The sequence below is a fragment of the Candidatus Enterococcus wittei genome, assembly GCF_002140175.1.
Classification (GTDB): domain Bacteria; phylum Bacillota; class Bacilli; order Lactobacillales; family Enterococcaceae; genus Enterococcus_B; species Enterococcus_B wittei.
Genome location: NZ_NGMO01000004.1, coordinates 114,483 through 131,573, shown reverse-complemented (window position 1 = coordinate 131,573; position 17,091 = coordinate 114,483). Strand labels below are relative to the sequence as shown.

Below are 17,091 nucleotides of genomic sequence, written 5' to 3'. Positions count from 1 at the left end.
AAGATACTTATTATGAAATAAAAAGCAAAGAAGCATTACCTGATTTCTAAAGGTTAGATAAGGCATGTTTCACCAAATGAACTTTAATAAAAAAGGTGCAACACCTCAGAAATAGGATAATCTATTTTCTGGGTGTCGCACCTTTTTATTTGAGTTGAGTGCATCACTCTAACTATAATTAGAAAACAAGGCAAGTATTTATGCCCAATCTCCATTACGGAAAATTGGCACAGTAGATCCATCTTCACGAATACCATCAATGTTCATCTTATCTGAACCAACCATGAAATCGACATGTGTTTGGCTTCGGTTTAAACCAGCATCAGCTAATTCTTCGTCTGTCATTTCTGTTCCACCTTTTACACTGAAAGCATAGGCAGAACCTAACGCTAAGTGATTTGAAGCATTCTCATCAAATAAAGTATTATAAAAGATGATTCCAGATTGAGAAATCGGGGATGGATCCGGTACAAGTGCTACTTCGCCTAAACGACGAGCACCTTCATCGGTATCCAAGAGTTTGGCTAATACTTCTTGTCCTTCTTCTGCTGAAAAATCAATTACTTTTCCGTCTTTAAAAGTAAACTTCATACCTTTAATCGTTGTACCCGCATAGCTTAAAGGCTTCGTGCTAGAAATATAACCGTCTACACGGTGACTATCTGGCGCCGTAAATACTTCTTCTGTTGGCATGTTAGCCATGAATTTTTCTCCGCGGCTATTGTAGCTGCCCGCTCCTTCCCAAAGGTGATTTTTAGGAAGACCTATAACGATATCCGTTCCTGGAGCAGTATAGTGTAAGGCTGTAAACTGTTCCTTGTTTAACTCTTCAGCTTTAGTCGCAAGTTTTTCATCGTGATTTTTCCAAGCAGTTACTGGGTCAGCTTCATATACACGAGTTGTCTTGAATATTTCATCCCATAGCGCATCCACTTGTTCCTCTTCAGGAAGATCAGGAAATACTTTTGCTGCCCACTGTTTGCCAGCAGCAGCAACGACTGTCCAGCTGACTTTATTTGATTGGGTGGCTTTACGCAAGTTCATCATTGCTTTACCGGTCGCACTTTGATAAGCAGCTACTCGATCGCCATCAACATTAGCAAATGCATTCGGGTCAGAAGAGACAACGCTGATTCTACTTGCTCCCTTTTCAATCCAATCGTCTGCTTGATCAATTTTATATTGTGGGACATTATTTATCCGATCTTCTGTAGCGTGAGAGAGAAATTCCTTTTGGATGATGTCATCTGTCCATTGAACGATCACTTCAGAAGCTCCTAATTGATAAGCCTCTTTTGTAATTAAACGTGCCAAATCAGCTTGCTCTACACTGATTTGTAAAACGACTGTATGTCCTTTAGATACATTCACTCCTGTTTGTGCAATCAAGCGTGCATACTTTTCTAAATTTTTATTAAAATTTGATAACATCATTAAAATCCTCCTCATTATTTTTTTTGCAATTACTCACCACATAATAACATTTTATGAGAGAGGAAACAATCGAACGTCTTATAAAATAATCATTTGAATTCCATTAGAAAACTGGTAAAACATATGTGATGGTAGCTTCTTAGTAATAATTTAATAAAAAATAAAAAAACAAGTTTTGCTTAACAAAAAAAAATGGTACAATAATGATAATCAATGGTGGAAGCGTTATAAATAATTTCAAGGAGATTAAAATATTATGGCAAGAAAAAAAACGATTACGAAAGAACAGATTTTGGCAGCTGCCTATGAAGTAGCTGCCACTGAAGGATTTTCAAAATTTACCGCACGTAACATTGCAAACAAGATGAACTGTTCTACTCAGCCGATTTATCTTGAATTTAAAAATATGGATGATTTGAAAGAAGCGCTATTTGAACAAATTTACAATTACTTAAAGTATGATGTTTTTCCAGTAGAACATACAGGCAATACAATTGTTGATCTAGCACTAAATTATATCCATTTTGCTAATCGAGAAAAGAAACTGTATAGCTCTTTGTATTTGGAAGAGTACGGTGGGGGAAGAGAAATGCAGAATTTTTCGTATAATTATTTCATGGATGTAGTAAAAGAAGATCCAAAGTATATGAACTTGCCAGAAAAGCAGCTTATTTCGCTTCATAATGGTACTTGGATCATTGCTACGGGGATTGCTGCTTTGATGTCATCCAATATTATCCATCCTTCTGATAAGCAAATTGAACGGATGATTCAAGATAGTATTGACGCGATATTAAATTTGAAGAACCCGATTCAAATAGATTAAATTCATTTTTTTGATAGAAAATATACCAATTAAAGTCATACATTGATTTCCGAAATTTATAAGCTTCTAAAAAAAGAAGAATGTGTGTTGCCCACACATTCTTCTTTTTTATTATTCAGATAATTTTTCAACAAGTGATTTGGCAAAGGCTTCAAGATTCTCAATGTCTTCTTCTTCGGCATTTAGATCGACTTTAACGTTTTCAGCTCCTTTGATAGCACCAGTTTTAGCAAAGGCAGCATCAAAGTCATCAACAGACTTACAAAATTCATCGTAGAAAGTATCACCGGAACCACATACTCCATAAATCTTTCCACTTAATGATAGTTCTTGTAAATCTTCATAAAAGTCCACAATTTCATCCGGTAGATCTCCATCATCGTATGTATAAGTAGCAACCACACAGATATCCGCATCTGTAAACTCATCAGCATCAACTTGGGTACATTCATTGATCTCCACATCAATCGCTAAATTTTCTAGAGCCTCTGCAACAATATCGGCAATTTCTTCTGTATTACCAGTCATACTTGCGTAAACAATTTTTGCTAAAGTCATAGGGCGCCTCCTAATTAATTAAATTCCATTTCAACAATTATAGATTATACCAAACTATGAAGAAAAAGAAAGGCAGTTTTGAACAGTAATGTCTAGTTTGGCTAAATCCCTACTACTATGGTAAAATAAAAAAGATTTGTAAAAAGGAGACGAGAATATGATTACATTAAAATCAGCACGTGAAATTGAAGCAATGGCTGAATCTGGTGCTTTATTAGCAGATGTACATAAAAATCTGCGAGATTTTATTAAACCTGGTGTGACAAGTTGGGATATCGAAGTGTTTGTCCGTAACTATATTGAAAGCCATGGAGGAATTGCTGCACAAATTGGTTTTGAAGGCTATGAATATGCGACTTGTATCAGTATCAATGACGAGATTTGTCATGGCTTTCCACGTAAAAAGCCATTGAAAAATGGAGATTTGGTTAAGGTCGACATGTGTATTGATCTTAAAGGTGGGATTTCTGATTCATGTTGGGCTTATGTAGTCGGTGAGTCTACCCCAGAAATTGACCGATTGATGGAAGTAACAAAGAAAGCTCTTTATATAGGGATTGAACAAGCACAAGTCGGAAATCGAATTGGAGATATCGGACACGCTATTCAAACTTATGTAGAAGGCGAAAATTATGGAGTCGTTCGTGATTTTATTGGACACGGCGTGGGTCCGACTATTCATGAAGAGCCTGCTGTTCCTCATTATGGGGAAGCTGGTAAGGGATTGCGCTTAAAAGAAGGAATGGTTATCACTATTGAGCCAATGGTCAATACCGGTACGTGGAAAATGAAAATGGATCCAAATGGTTGGACAGCTTATACAAGAGATGGCGGACTTTCTTGTCAATATGAGCATACACTTGCAATTACAAAAGATGGTCCAAGAATTCTAACTTCCCAAGGTGAAGAAGGAACCTATTAAATGCTAATTTGAAATTAAAAAATCAATTTACGTATGAAGAAGAATGTTGGAAAAGTAGGAGGAACTATTTTTTCAACATTCGTCTTAGTACTTGGAACTGATCCTCGGAACTAAGCCAGATAATCGTAAAATATGAAGGGCTATTTCACATTTTTCTGTCTTATTCCTCAGTGCAAAACGCTTCTTTCATAACCTTGATAAACGGTATTCCAACAGCTGATCTTCGGCACTAAGCTAGACAATCTTAAAATATGAGGTGCTATTTTTCGATTGTCTGTCTTACTGCTCAGATCAAAACACTGTTGTCATAACCTTGACTATACTACAGATTTAGGGGATTGCTATGAACAGTTGGAACAAAATAAAGCAGAATAAGAATTTGATGCGTTTTATTGAAACGACACAAAAACGTATCGTGGATTCAGAAATGGGGACGACTTCAGTGGTTGTTGCCTACTATTTATTGTTATCTTTGTTTCCGCTGATTATTGCATTCGGAAATATTTTACCTTACTTACAAATTGATCAAGGAACAGTATTGACGTATATCCGAGAAGTGATTCCTGAAACTATTTACGAGTTTATTGGTCCTGCTGTTAAAAATCTATTGACTCAAAGTTCAGGGAGTTTGCTTTCAGTGTCGGCTTTAGCAGCTTTGTGGTCAGCGAGTCAGAGTATCAATGCGTTACAAATTGCAATGAATAAAGCGTATGGCGTGGATAATCGTAAGAATTTCATCATTGTACGTTTCTTCTCGTTGATTGTCATTTTATTATTTATGATTGCAATCAGTGGGGTAACGATTGTTTTAGGTTTCGGACAATTGATCCTAGATGCGATTCAGCCTATTTTCAATATTCCTATAAACTTTATTGATCAATTTCAAGCATTGAAATGGCCGATTACTTCAGTTGCGTTGTTCGTGGTCATGTTTTTGATTTACTTGATCGTACCTAATGCACAATTAAAGTTAAAGGCGGTAATTCCGGGAACTGTTTTTGCAACAGTTGGTTGGATGCTCCTTTCCCAAGTTTTTGGAATCTATGCAAAATATTTTGCTACACGCGTAGGCGGTTACCAGATCATCGGAAGTTTCATCGTATTAATGCTTTGGTTGAACTTTGCAGCGACCATTATCATTTTGGGTGGGATCATCAATGCTGTTGTGCAAGAATACATAACAGGTGCAGAAATAAAAGAAAGACGTACCCCTACTAGCAGATGGTTCAGCAAAATAAAAAATAAATTTTCACAAAAAAAAGAGTAGAACTAAAGGCTCTTGTTGTAAAATTATTACAGTGTTTTATAATAATTAATGACTCTTAAATTAAAGTAGGTGCCAAGATGCTGGTTTCTTTTAGTATGGTAGTAAGATTTTTTTTAACAATATTTTTATCTTTGATACTGACCCCAGTCTTTAAAATTATTTCTGTGCAAACTGGTATGGTGGATAAGCCAAATGCAAGGAGAATCAATAAAATTCCTATGCCTTCTGCAGGTGGTCTACCGATATTTGTGTCCTTTGCACTTTCAACGATCATTCTTTTTAGAGATATTATTCCTCAATTTTATATTTTACCTATATTATTGGCTGCTTCCGTCATCATCTTGACAGGGCTATTAGATGATAAATACGAGCTTACGCCAAAACAAAAGAGTATAGGGATTTTGATAGCATCTTTGATCGTTTATTTTGTGGCGGATATCCATATCGATTCATTTACACTTCCATTTTTCGGATATATCCAATTGGGTTGGCTTAGTTTCCCAGTGACGATATTTTGGATTTTTGGGATTACCAATGCGGTGAATCTGATTGATGGCTTGGATGGCTTAGCTGCAGGAGTATCATTGATTGGTTTGACGACAATCGGTATCATTGGTTATTTTTTTCTCCATTCATCTACCGTCTATATTCCCATCGTCATCTTTTGTCTTGTAGCAAGTATTATAGGTTTCTTCCCTTATAATTTTTATCCGGCAAAGATTTATTTAGGGGATACAGGGGCACTTTTCTTAGGCTTTATGATGGCTGTATTGTCTTTACAAGGATTAAAAAATGTCACTTTTGTCTCTTCGATTTCTTTATTGATCGTCATGGGCGTACCGGTAACCGATACATTTTTTGCGATTATACGTAGAAAAGCCAACCGCGTTTCTTTTTCTACCGCAGACAAAAAGCATCTACATCATCGGCTGATTGCATTAGGTTTTACTCATAAAGGGGCAGTTTTAACTATCTATGCCATTGCATTGATGTTTTCATTTACTGCAATGATCATGAATTATACAGGCAGTCTTGGTACCATAGTGTTGTTCTTCGTGATGTTGTTTGCCGCCATGTTATTGTTTGAATTAATCGGTTTGATTAATGAGAAACATCAATTTATTTTAAAAACATTGCGATTTTTAGGAAATAAAGACTATCGTACACAAGTATTGCAGAAATATTTTAAGAAATGGAACCGACCATAAATGAAGAACAAAATGAGACAGCCGATTTTAATTAGTATTGTGACTGCCAATAGTCAAAAAATTTTTCAAACATTAGATACATTTATTGCTACAGTAGGAGATGAACCAGCGATTGAATTTTTGATTTTTGATAATAATTCATCTCCTGAATATCAAGAAAAGCTAAAAGAATACTTAAAGTATCCTTATATCAATATTTATTTCAATGCAGAGAATCGTGGATTTGGTTATGGTCACAACCATAATTTATTGCATAGTTCTTATCCGTATGCGATTATCTTCAATCCGGATATTCTTGTCGATGAGCAGACAGTGGTCCAGTTAGTCGGATTATTGGCAGAACATCCAGAATGTGCCATGATCGCACCAAGAATCCTTAATGAAGATGGCTCTACGCAACATCTGATTCGTCAGCATTTGGATGTCTTTGATTATATGTTACGGTTTATCCCTTTAAGTTTTGTTAAGAAAATGTTTGATAAGCGTTTAGCACGCTTTGAATGCCGAGATTTGCCGACAGATGTTGAATCTTACGTTCGAATGATTTCGGGAAGTTTTATGGTGGTGGATGTGTCGAAATTTAAAAAAATAAACGGCTTTGATACACGCTATTTCATGTATTTCGAAGATAATGATCTTTGTCTGAGTTTTGAAAAAATAGGAGAAAAATTATTGTATACCCCTCTTTTTTCCGTTGTGCATTTATATGGAAAAGGGGCCCATCGGAACTTTAAGCTTTTCCGAGTCTTTTTGTCCTCTATGGTTAAATTTTTTAATAAATGGGGGTGGAATTTTTTCTGATGAACTCACAATTAGCAGTAGTGATTGTTTTATATCAACAAACCATCTCTCAATCTCCTTCTTATGAAGTGCTCAAGCAGGCGATAAAAGAAGGGACTATTTACTTAGTGGTCTATGATAATAGCTCTGTTGCTCATGAAGATCCAATTTTTGATCATGAAAATGTACATTATCGACATGATCCAACAAACCCTGGATTGGCACAAGCTTATAATTATGGCTTATCTTGTGTAACTTCCGCTTGTTCATTAGTTACGTTAGATCAAGACACCCAGATTGACATGGATTATTTTGATGTGGTTCATCAAATCGAATGGTCCAATGAGTTAGCAGCAGCAGTACCAAGGGTATTTGCCGCTAACCGTCAAATCTCACCTGTTTTGAGTGCTCAGTATATTAATCGGCATTTTAAGGTAGTTGATCAACCTGGCATCTTTCATGATCGGATCATGGCAATCAATTCTGGGGTGGTATTTTCTTGTCAATTTTTAAAGCAAATCAATGGCTTTAATCCAATGTTCCCATTAGATTTTTTAGATCATTGGATGTTTTGGCAAATCGCTCAATTGAAAAAAGAAATCTTGGTATTAGATATTAGGATCGAGCATGATCTTTCTGTTTTAGATTATAAGAAAGTGAGTACCGAAAGATATCGATCCATTTTGAACGCAGAGGACAACTTTTATCAGGGATATGATAGGGTTCACTTAAGGCAACATCGAAAACAGTTGATATTAAGAACGATCAAGCAATTTTTGACAATCAAAAATCGAGGAATCTGGCGGTTAACACTACGTTCGCTTGTTGACAATTGGAAGGTGTGAAATGATGCGGTCGGTTTGTATAGCAACCTTTAATGGAGAAATCTATATAAGAGAACAGTTGGATAGCATTTTGACTCAACTATCTTCAGAAGATGAAGTCATCATTTCAGATGATGGATCTGTGGATGGAACTTGGTCGATTTTAAATGAATATGCAACAAAAGACGAGCGAATCAAACTTTTTGAAGGACCAAAAGAAGGATTAATCGCCAATTTTGGTTTTGCCATTAGCCAAGCTCAAGGAGAGCTTATTTTTTTGGCAGATCAGGATGATGTCTGGTTAGAAAGTAAGATAGAGAAGATCACATGCTACTTTGAAAAAAATCCAAAACAATTAGTGGTGGTATCTGATTTAGTGATTGTTGATAGTGAATTGAAAGAAATCCATGCTTCTTATTTTGCATTTAGAAAATCCAAAGAAGGATGGTTGAATAATTTGATTCGAAGCAACTATATTGGCGCTGGCATGGCTTTTCGCTCTTCTTTGAAAGAAAAAATCTTGCCGATTCCTAAAGATGTGCCGATGCATGATATGTGGATCGGGTTACTAGCAGGGAATCATGTAGGGTTTATTAAAGAACCTTTGACACTTTATCGCAGGCATGATTTCAATGCCAGTCAAATTGAAACGCAAAGTAAATGGAAACAAAAAATCTCTTGGCGTGTTCATTTGTTAAAAGCACTTATTCAAAGAAAATGGCGGCATGAGCGATAAAAGATCATTAAATTAGCAATAAAATCATGACAAATCATTGGTTTGATGAGATAATAGCAAAGTGAAATTTTAAAAAAAAGGAGCGCTTATATATATGAAAGGAATCATCCTTGCTGGGGGCAGTGGAACACGCTTGTACCCTTTAACTAAGGCTACATCTAAACAATTAATGCCAATTTATGATAAACCTATGATTTATTATCCAATGTCTACCTTGATGTTGGCAGGAATCAAAGAAATCTTGATTATATCCACACCTCAAGATACTCCTCGCTTCAAAGAGTTATTTGGCGATGGAAACGAGATAGGGATCCATATCGAATATGCTGTTCAAGAAAGTCCAGATGGGCTTGCCCAAGCATTTATTATTGGGGAAGAGTTTATCGGTGATGACAGTGTATGTCTTGTTTTAGGAGATAACATCTACTATGGTGGTGGTTTGTCTAAAATGTTACAACGTGCTGCCTCTAAAGAGAGTGGTGCCACTGTTTTCGGATATCATGTGAATGATCCAGAACGTTTTGGCGTAGTAGAATTTGATGAAAATATGCAGGCTCTTTCAATTGAAGAAAAACCAGAAAAGCCAAAATCAAATTATGCAGTAACTGGCCTTTATTTTTATGATAACGATGTAATCTCAATTGCCAAAGGGATCAAACCGTCTGAACGTGGTGAACTAGAGATCACTGATGTCAACAAAGCCTATCTTGAAAAAGGAGCGCTTTCTGTAGAATTGATGGGACGAGGATTTGCTTGGTTAGATACTGGAACCCACGAGTCTTTACTTGAGGCTTCAACGTTTATCGAAACAATTGAAAAACGTCAAAATCTAAAAGTAGCTTGCTTGGAAGAAATTGCTTATCGTATGGGTTATATCAATAAGGAACAGTTAGCTGCTCTAGCGCAACCATTGAAAAAAAATCAATATGGCCAATATTTGTTAGCACTGGCCTCTGAATAAGGAGTTTTACTCATGAAAGTAATGGATACGAAATTAACAGATGTAAAAATTATCGAAATGGATGTGTTCGGTGATCATCGTGGTTTCTTTACAGAAAGCTATTCAAAAGCAAAATTTGCTGAATTTGGGCTGGATTTTGATTTTGTACAAGATAATCATTCATTGTCCGCAGAGGCAGGAGTCATCCGAGGTCTACACTTCCAAAAAGGAAAATCAGCGCAAACGAAGTTGATCCGTGTGACTTCAGGTGCAGTCGTAGATGTGATCGTCGATATTCGCAAAGGAAGTCCGACATATGGTCAGTGGGAAAGTTACATCTTATCTGAACATAATCATCGTCAACTGTTAGTACCAAAAGGGTATGCTCATGGATTCATGACATTGACTCCAAATGTGAATTTCCTTTACAAATGTGATAATTATTATGATGCAGCAGCAGATGGAGGAATTGCCTTTAACGATCCAGATTTAGCCATCGATTGGCCAATGGATCCTTCAAAAGCGATTATGTCTGAAAAAGATCAGCATCATCCAACATTAAAAGAATTTGAAGCAGAAAACCCATTTGTTTATGGTGAAATCTAGCAATTGATAAGGAGAAGTTTTTAATGAAAAATATCATTGTTACTGGTGGCGCAGGTTTTATTGGATCAAACTTTGTTCATTACGTGGTGAAAAATCATCCGGAAGTTCATGTGACTGTGCTAGATAAATTAACATATGCTGGAAATAAAGAAAACTTAGCTGGTTTACCTAGTGATCGTGTGGAACTAGTAGTAGGAGATATTGCGGATGCCCAGCTTGTAGATCAGCTAGTAAAAGAAGCAGACGCTGTTGTGCATTATGCAGCAGAATCACATAATGACAATTCTTTAAAAGATCCATTTCCATTTGTACAAACAAATATTATCGGAACGTATACTTTGCTAGAAGCTTGTCGCAAATATAATGTGCGTTTCCACCATGTATCAACAGATGAAGTATACGGTGATCTGCCATTGCGGGAAGATTTACCAGGGCATGGCGAAGGTGAAGGAGAAAAATTCACTGCTGAAACACCTTATAATCCATCAAGTCCATATTCTTCTACAAAAGCTGGTTCGGATCTTCTTGTAAAAGCTTGGGTGCGTTCTTTTGGCTTACAAGCAACGATTTCAAATTGTTCAAATAATTATGGTCCTTACCAACACATCGAAAAATTCATTCCTCGTCAAATCACGAATATTTTAAGTGGTATTCGTCCAAAATTATACGGTGAAGGAAAGAATGTACGTGATTGGATCCATACAAACGATCACTCTTCTGCCGTTTGGTTGATTTTAACTAAAGGAAAAATTGGCGAAACATACTTGATCGGTGCAGATGGCGAAGAAGATAATAAAACGGTCATGGAAATGATCCTAGAAATGATGGGACAACCAAAAGATGCCTATGAACATGTTCAAGATCGAGCAGGACATGATTTACGTTATGCGATTGATTCCACGAAATTGCGTGAAGAACTTGGCTGGAAACCAGAATTTACCAATTTCCGTGATGGCTTAGCCGATACGATCAAATGGTACGAAGAACATCAAGACTGGTGGAAGAAAGAAAAAGAAGCCGTTGAAGCAGCTTATGCCAAAAATGGTCAATAAGCAGATGTTCTTTTTGCAGTAGACTTTCTTTTGTAACCTCTTTTTGAATAAGTATAAGAGGGGGATGTGACACAAGTACTGACCTCCGAAAATAAACCGGAGAATCCAAAAATAATTTTGATATTTTTGGAATTCTTCGGTTTATTTTCGGGAAAATGGCTTTTGCATAGTTATTTGTTTATTTTGTAGAAATAGTTAGACGACAGCTATCACATCCCCCCTTTTTTTTAAATAAAAAAATCAAGGAGCGATAACTTTATGTTTTTATTAACAGGCGGAAATGGACAATTAGGAACAGAATTGCGTCAATTATTAGATGAAAAAGGCTTGTCTTATGTATCGACAGATGCCAAAGAATTGGATATAACGGATGCTGAAAAAACAATGGCTTATATTACAGAATTAAAACCAGAAGTGATTTTCCATTGTGCAGCCTATACCGCAGTGGACAAAGCAGAAGATGAAGGAAAAGAACTGGATGAAAAAATCAATGTAGATGGTACTAGAAATGTAGCATTGGCCGCAAAAGCTGCAAATGCAAAATTAGTTTATATTAGTACAGATTATGTTTTTGATGGTAAAAAAGAAAATGAAGAGTATTTAGAAGATGATCCAACCAATCCACTAAATGAATATGGACGTACAAAATTGCTAGGTGAACAAGCAGTCCAAGAAATTTTAGAAGATTACTATATTATTCGTACTTCTTGGGTCTTTGGCGTATACGGACACAACTTTGTATTTACAATGCAACGATTGGCACAAACCCATGATCGTTTAACAGTAGTAGACGACCAATATGGACGTCCAACATGGACACGAACGCTTGCGGAGTTTATGGTTTATGTTCTCGAACAAAATGCTCCTTACGGTGTGTATCATCTATCAAATGAAAATAGCTGTTCATGGTATGAATTTGCAAAAGAAATTCTAAAAAACGAAGATATCGAAGTGGTTCCGGTTACTTCAGAAGAATACCCACAAAAGGCGACACGTCCACAATACTCTGTGATGAGTCTTAAAAAAGCAGAATCACTAGGCTTTTCAATTCCAACATGGCAAGAAGCTTTAGAACAAATGCTAGTAGAAGCAGAAAAATTAAATAAATAAGGTTTTTCCTTAGCATAAAAAGAAACAACTTAGAAATTGGAGAATTTTATGGAAAAACAAACAAGAAGTGGGCAACAGCACCGAATGAATCAAACGAGAAAACAAGCCAATCATCCGGTCCTTGATGTGTTTTTAAAGCTTCGTTATTTGATTGGCCTCTTGGTTATAGTTGTAGTTGTCACATTTAATTTAAATGGTAGTTCGCTGGGCGTTTGGGATACTTATGTGTCACAAAGAGATGATGGAAAGAAATCCGATGTGATTTTTGGAGAAAATCGAGAGGTTCGTTCTGATGAATGGTTAGTGCAGACCCCTTTTTATCTGTCACAAGCTGAAAAGGGGTATCCATTGGTCAACGAGGACTATTCCTTGAACGGGCAAAACATGATCATCGCTTATAATTCTCCGGTAAAAGATATCACAGTGATTGGTAAACCCTTTAATTGGGGCTTCTTTTTCCTTGGTAGAGACCGTGGACTTTCTTTCTACTGGGCGATGAAATTAGTTGTCATGGTGTTATTAGGGTTTGAACTTTTGATGATTTTAACGAAGAAGAATAAAGGCCTTTCTTTGATTGGGTCATTTGCCTTGGCATTTTCACCAGCAGTTCAATGGTGGTTTATGCAACATGTAGGAGATTTGATTTTCTTTACAATGGGTCTGATGGTTGCTTTTTACCATTACTTTTATCAACATGATAAAAAGTGGTTACGGACGCTTATGATGCTTTTAGTCATGATTTTCGGGATAGGCTTTATCTTAGTGATTTATCCAGCCCACCAAGTGATGTTAGCTTATCTCTTGGTATTTTACTTCATTGGTGTACTGATTTATTTCCGCAATAAAATAACGTGGGATTTGTTTGATGGGATCTTGATCACAGCAGCTGTTCTATTTATCAGTGTGGTCATGCTTCATTTTTGGTCTACGTCAAAAGATGCATTGATGGCTTCAATCAATACATTGTATCCAGGCAACCGAATAAGTACAGGCGGAAAATGGCATATTGGGGAGTTCTTTTACTTTTTGACAAACTGGAAGATCTCGTTTGAAGATATTAACTTTTCGAATAATTCGGAAGTCGCTTTGTTCTATCATTTCTTTCCTACTGTATTTCTGGCTAGTCCTTTTGTATTGTTTGGTAAGAAAGATCGTGAACAAAAGATCATAGGACGAATCTTGATGATTTTCTGTTTATTTGCAATCTTTTGGATCACTGTTGGGTTACCTAAAGGGTTTGCTCAACTCACATTACTATCATTTGTTCCGCCGTTTAGAGCAATCTTAACGTTTAGTTTTGCAGCATGTCTATTAACATTCTGGTTTATTGCTTATATTTGGCAGCATGATGTGATTCCAACTTGGTATAAATTTATATTGTTAGTGGCAAATGCGGGGCTTTATTTTTACGCTTTGCAAAACTCGAAGATGGAAAACTATTTTTCAGAGTTTGAGATCATCGGTATCGTTGTACTGGGAACTATTCTTTTAGCTTTTGCATTGTTTCGTCGTAAAGTACTTTTCTATCTTGCCCTTACAGTTTTGGTCATTGCCTCAGGTTTCTTTGTTAATCCTGTGGTAGAAGGAACAGGCGCGATTTTTGAAAAATCTTTAGCAAAAGAAATCCAAAAAATTGATCAGAAAGATCCAGATCAAGTGTGGTTGTCTGAAGATGAAATCTATAACTTCACCCCAACCTTGGGAGTGAAATCATTCAATACAGTGCGGTTTTATCCGGATATGGACGCTTGGGAATTGATCGATCCTGATGGGAAGTATGAGAAATTCTACAATCGTTATGCCCATACACGTGCGTTTATTGCAAAAGAAGAGACAGCGTTTAAGTTAGATCGACCAGATATGTTTTCTGTGACACTTAATTTTGAAGATGCAGAAAAATTAGGGATCAAGTATGTAGTAAGTAAACGTCCATTGGATGATTACAATCAATTAAATGAAGCACAATTTAAACAACTATATGGGCCTGATAAAGATGGCTACATGATTTTTGAAGTCACTTATCCAGAATATCCAAACTGGCAAACACAGTTAACTGGACAATAATAGAGAGAAAGTGCTTTGATAGTAGGGAAAATATTATTCTGTGGAAGATAAAAAGAAAAAAATTAAAGATTTAATGAATGTAACAGAAATGGCTGAGACAAAAAGCATCTCTATATATTAAAATGAATCAAGTGATGTACCAGAAGTACCTCCTTCAAAAAATAAAGAGAAGCATCCTGAAAATAAGAGAAACGATTCTCAGTAGGTCTCTTGATGTTTTAAATGGAGTACATCTGGTACACTCTCTATTCAGTTGTTTATCGTAAGTTGATTTTTAAACCTTGGTTCATTGTTTTAGAAATGATCAATCGAACGGCTCTAGTAAAGAATCGTTGTACGATAGAATTTAAGAAGGGAGGTTGAAAACTATTCAAACGGTTGTCGAGAAATTTATTAATAAAATGAGTGCAGGAATTTTACTGCTCATGCTTTCGTCACTTTTTTTTATTTGGACGATTGGATTAAGTAATCCTGTTGCTTCGTTTTTATATGAAAATAGTTCGCCATTCGTCACTTTTGGTATTTTTATACTAGCGGGCTTAAACCTTTATAAGGCAAGAGGATTTGACTTTTTTTATTTAGTTGTAGCTATAGCAACGTTTGGATTTTATACGTATTTCACGGATGTAAGAGGAAGTTCTTTTTATGGAAATCTTTTGATTCCATTGATCGTGTTATTAGGACTATCAGTGAAATGGATCGAATTTGATCGATTAGATCGAGCCATCTACTTACTTGTATTTTCTCTTTTTTTAAGTGTGACACTTTATCGTATATTTACCGAAATTCAAATACCCGAAGGCCAAAGTTTATGGAAACCAGACAACAAATTATCTGATATTTGGATCAATACAAATACCATAGGTAGCTCGTTGATGATGCTAGGCTTATTGATTAGTGGTTTTGCGAGTTCATTTGAACGATGGTACATTCGGATTTTGAGTATTCCTGCGATTATCGCAGCATTTTTAGGAATCTGGGTCTGTCAATCTCGATCTGCATTGATCGCGATGTTGCTTTTTGCATTTTTAGATTGTTGGCCTAAAAAGCTCTTCAAAATTATTCGTGCGCCATTTATTGGTTATCTAGCAATCATTGGTTTAGCCCTTCCTATCTCATATTTAGCTGCAACTTCTGAAAAGGTTAATATTTTTACAGGAAGAGAAGATATTTGGTTGAAATTCTACGAAACGATCGGCGAAAAAAGTCAGCAAGTGTTTGTTGGAATGAAACCTTTTATTTATCAACGTGGGAATGAATTTTTAGGAAATCATAATAGCTATAATTCTATTTTGAATTTATATGGACTAGTAGGGATTGGCATTACGGGGGTATTGCTACTTGTGTATATTGGCAGATTGACATTAAAAGCTGATTTATCGAATGGACAGTTAACCTTTCTTTGGGCATTTCTAGCAGTGATGGTCCAGTCATTTATGGAAGATACGTTGACTTCTTTTCCGTGGGTTCCGATTGTCTACCTATTGTTAGCAATGGCTAGTAATCGCTATGATAATTCACCTAAAAAAAAGCGAGATAAGAAAAACTCTACTGTTTCCTCTCTTTCTAGAGCAGAACGTTATCATTAATCAAAAAATAGCTGTCTTAGGATAGGAGCTATTCTTTGTTTCCATTACTTCATTTAATGATGAGTTAGAGTACAAGTAGCTTTGTAATTGGAAGATATAGTTCAAAAAATAAAACAAAGGATCTGAAAGTAGCTTTTTTATACTTTTAGATCCTTTGTTTTTAAGTGTTTGGAAACTTAACCTTTCAGTATGTCTACGTTTTTTGCTTCATTGCAATTAAAGGTTATCTTTTGTAAAATAGAAACGTTGGTATAAAGTTTATGTAATACAAAATTAAGAATTATAGAATATCACAGTCCGTCGTCAAAAATGTGGTAAAATGGCTGTTGACTGTAATTAACAGAAACTGCTTGGAGGAACACAAATGTTTAAAGATTTGTATTTATTTATAAAAGATATCTATCAGAATCGAAAGTTATTACTTCAATTCTCGCTGAATGATTTTAAATCACGCTATGCGGGTTCATTTTTAGGGATTTTATGGGCGTTCATCAATCCTGTATTTACTGTCCTGATCTATTGGTTGGTCTTTGGCTTTGGGTTAAAAGCAGCAATGACAGACGGTAAGTATCCATTTATTGTTTATCTGATCACAGGAATGGTGCCTTGGTTCTTCTTTTCAGATGCTTTTACTTCCACGACTTTGGTTTTTCGCGAGTATACGTATTTAGTAAAAAAAGTCGTATTTAATATCCGTATTTTACCTACCACAAAAATTCTTTCAAATCTTTATACTCATTTGTTCTTTATTTTGATTGGATTAGTAGTAGCAATAGGACATGGTATCTATCCGACAGTGATGTCCTTACAATTGTTTTACTATTTGTTTTGTATGGTAGCATTTTTGACTGGTCTTACTTGGTTGACTGCATCCATTCAGCCTTTTCTTCCAGATATTGTACAACTGATTACGATTTTACTTCAATTGATCATGTGGACATTACCGATTCTTTGGAGTCCTAGTCAATTTAACCCAGCCATTGTACAGATTTTGAAATTGAATCCATTGTATTATATTGTTCAAGGATATCGTGAATCATTCTTAAGCCAAGCATGGTTTTGGGAACATGGCATGTATACATTATATTTTTGGGTATTCACATTAGTAATTTTTGTAATCGGATCAGTAGTGTTCCGTAGATTGAAACCACATTTTTCAGATGTGCTGTAAGGAG

The 17,091-nt window shown here is 35.8% G+C and carries 16 protein-coding genes; 14 read left to right on the top strand and 2 right to left on the bottom strand.

Going from position 1 to position 17,091, the window contains the following annotated elements; genetic code table 11:
• Positions 1–198: 198 nt before the first annotated feature.
• Positions 199–1,431, bottom strand: coding sequence for an aminopeptidase (locus tag A5844_RS11710; RefSeq protein ID WP_179190601.1), 1,233 nt, complete (start codon positions 1,429–1,431; stop codon positions 199–201).
• A gap of 259 nt (positions 1,432–1,690) precedes the next feature.
• Between A5844_RS11710 and A5844_RS11705 the strand changes: the two genes are divergently transcribed.
• The gene (locus A5844_RS11705) at positions 1,691–2,260 is read left to right on the top strand and encodes a TetR/AcrR family transcriptional regulator (RefSeq protein WP_086285367.1); all 570 of its coding nucleotides are present in this window, start codon (positions 1,691–1,693) and stop codon (positions 2,258–2,260) included.
• A 111-nt stretch (positions 2,261–2,371) separates the two neighbouring features.
• Here A5844_RS11705 and A5844_RS11700 read toward each other — a convergent pair whose 3' ends face one another.
• Positions 2,372–2,818, bottom strand: a complete 447-nt coding sequence (locus A5844_RS11700; RefSeq protein ID WP_086285366.1) for a flavodoxin — start codon at positions 2,816–2,818, stop codon at positions 2,372–2,374.
• A 157-nt stretch (positions 2,819–2,975) separates the two neighbouring features.
• Here A5844_RS11700 and map point away from each other — a divergent pair, with 157 nt between their 5' ends.
• From map to A5844_RS11635, 13 genes are all read left to right on the top strand, one after another.
• On the top strand, positions 2,976–3,740 hold the full coding sequence (gene map / locus A5844_RS11695) for a type I methionyl aminopeptidase (RefSeq protein WP_086285365.1): 765 nt from the start codon (positions 2,976–2,978) through the stop codon (positions 3,738–3,740).
• A 343-nt stretch (positions 3,741–4,083) separates the two neighbouring features.
• A complete protein-coding gene (locus tag A5844_RS11690) occupies positions 4,084–5,007 on the top strand; it encodes a YihY/virulence factor BrkB family protein (protein ID WP_086285364.1) in 924 nt (307 codons plus the stop codon).
• Between the two features lie 77 nt (positions 5,008–5,084).
• Positions 5,085–6,215 (top strand): glycosyltransferase family 4 protein, encoded by a 1,131-nt coding sequence (locus A5844_RS11685; RefSeq protein ID WP_086285363.1) that lies wholly within the window; start codon positions 5,085–5,087, stop codon positions 6,213–6,215.
• A complete protein-coding gene (locus A5844_RS11680; RefSeq protein WP_086285362.1) occupies positions 6,216–7,016 on the top strand; it encodes a glycosyltransferase in 801 nt (266 codons plus the stop codon).
• Positions 7,016–7,840, top strand: a complete 825-nt coding sequence (locus tag A5844_RS11675) for a glycosyltransferase (protein ID WP_086285361.1) — start codon at positions 7,016–7,018, stop codon at positions 7,838–7,840. Before A5844_RS11680 ends, A5844_RS11675 begins: the two co-directional genes overlap by 1 nt.
• Positions 7,841–7,844: 4 nt before the next feature.
• The gene (locus A5844_RS11670; RefSeq protein ID WP_179190600.1) at positions 7,845–8,555 is read left to right on the top strand and encodes a glycosyltransferase family 2 protein; all 711 of its coding nucleotides are present in this window, start codon (positions 7,845–7,847) and stop codon (positions 8,553–8,555) included.
• Between the two features lie 94 nt (positions 8,556–8,649).
• A complete protein-coding gene (gene rfbA / locus A5844_RS11665) occupies positions 8,650–9,516 on the top strand; it encodes a glucose-1-phosphate thymidylyltransferase RfbA (RefSeq protein ID WP_086285359.1) in 867 nt (288 codons plus the stop codon).
• A 12-nt stretch (positions 9,517–9,528) separates the two neighbouring features.
• On the top strand, positions 9,529–10,101 hold the full coding sequence (gene rfbC / locus A5844_RS11660) for a dTDP-4-dehydrorhamnose 3,5-epimerase (protein ID WP_086285358.1): 573 nt from the start codon (positions 9,529–9,531) through the stop codon (positions 10,099–10,101).
• 23 nt (positions 10,102–10,124) lie between these two features.
• Positions 10,125–11,153 carry a dTDP-glucose 4,6-dehydratase gene (gene rfbB / locus A5844_RS11655; protein ID WP_086285357.1) on the top strand — a complete coding sequence of 343 codons (1,029 nt, stop codon included), beginning with the start codon at positions 10,125–10,127 and terminating at the stop codon, positions 11,151–11,153.
• Positions 11,154–11,411: 258 nt separating this feature from the next.
• The gene (gene rfbD, locus A5844_RS11650) at positions 11,412–12,263 is read left to right on the top strand and encodes a dTDP-4-dehydrorhamnose reductase (protein WP_086285356.1); all 852 of its coding nucleotides are present in this window, start codon (positions 11,412–11,414) and stop codon (positions 12,261–12,263) included.
• Between the two features lie 48 nt (positions 12,264–12,311).
• Entirely contained in the window at positions 12,312–14,327 is a 2,016-nt protein-coding gene (locus tag A5844_RS11645; RefSeq protein WP_086285355.1) for a DUF7657 domain-containing protein, read from the top strand.
• 359 nt (positions 14,328–14,686) lie between these two features.
• On the top strand, positions 14,687–15,916 hold the full coding sequence (locus tag A5844_RS11640; protein ID WP_179190597.1) for an EpaQ family protein: 1,230 nt from the start codon (positions 14,687–14,689) through the stop codon (positions 15,914–15,916).
• A 364-nt stretch (positions 15,917–16,280) separates the two neighbouring features.
• The gene (locus tag A5844_RS11635; RefSeq protein ID WP_086285354.1) at positions 16,281–17,087 is read left to right on the top strand and encodes an ABC transporter permease; all 807 of its coding nucleotides are present in this window, start codon (positions 16,281–16,283) and stop codon (positions 17,085–17,087) included.
• Positions 17,088–17,091: the final 4 nt, after the last annotated feature.

What these genes read in the sequence shown, in the direction of transcription:
- A5844_RS11710 (WP_179190601.1), bottom strand. Translation starts at nt 1,431, where the DNA reads ATGTTATCAAATTTTAATAAAAATTTAGAAAAGTATGCACGCTTGATT.
- A5844_RS11705 (WP_086285367.1), top strand. Translation starts at nt 1,691, where the DNA reads ATGGCAAGAAAAAAAACGATTACGAAAGAACAGATTTTGGCAGCTGCC.
- A5844_RS11700 (WP_086285366.1), bottom strand. Translation starts at nt 2,818, where the DNA reads ATGACTTTAGCAAAAATTGTTTACGCAAGTATGACTGGTAATACAGAA.
- map (WP_086285365.1), top strand. Translation starts at nt 2,976, where the DNA reads ATGATTACATTAAAATCAGCACGTGAAATTGAAGCAATGGCTGAATCT.
- A5844_RS11690 (WP_086285364.1), top strand. Translation starts at nt 4,084, where the DNA reads ATGAACAGTTGGAACAAAATAAAGCAGAATAAGAATTTGATGCGTTTT.
- A5844_RS11685 (WP_086285363.1), top strand. Translation starts at nt 5,085, where the DNA reads ATGCTGGTTTCTTTTAGTATGGTAGTAAGATTTTTTTTAACAATATTT.
- A5844_RS11680 (WP_086285362.1), top strand. Translation starts at nt 6,216, where the DNA reads ATGAAGAACAAAATGAGACAGCCGATTTTAATTAGTATTGTGACTGCC.
- A5844_RS11675 (WP_086285361.1), top strand. Translation starts at nt 7,016, where the DNA reads ATGAACTCACAATTAGCAGTAGTGATTGTTTTATATCAACAAACCATC.
- A5844_RS11670 (WP_179190600.1), top strand. Translation starts at nt 7,845, where the DNA reads ATGCGGTCGGTTTGTATAGCAACCTTTAATGGAGAAATCTATATAAGA.
- rfbA (WP_086285359.1), top strand. Translation starts at nt 8,650, where the DNA reads ATGAAAGGAATCATCCTTGCTGGGGGCAGTGGAACACGCTTGTACCCT.
- rfbC (WP_086285358.1), top strand. Translation starts at nt 9,529, where the DNA reads ATGAAAGTAATGGATACGAAATTAACAGATGTAAAAATTATCGAAATG.
- rfbB (WP_086285357.1), top strand. Translation starts at nt 10,125, where the DNA reads ATGAAAAATATCATTGTTACTGGTGGCGCAGGTTTTATTGGATCAAAC.
- rfbD (WP_086285356.1), top strand. Translation starts at nt 11,412, where the DNA reads ATGTTTTTATTAACAGGCGGAAATGGACAATTAGGAACAGAATTGCGT.
- A5844_RS11645 (WP_086285355.1), top strand. Translation starts at nt 12,312, where the DNA reads ATGGAAAAACAAACAAGAAGTGGGCAACAGCACCGAATGAATCAAACG.
- A5844_RS11635 (WP_086285354.1), top strand. Translation starts at nt 16,281, where the DNA reads ATGTTTAAAGATTTGTATTTATTTATAAAAGATATCTATCAGAATCGA.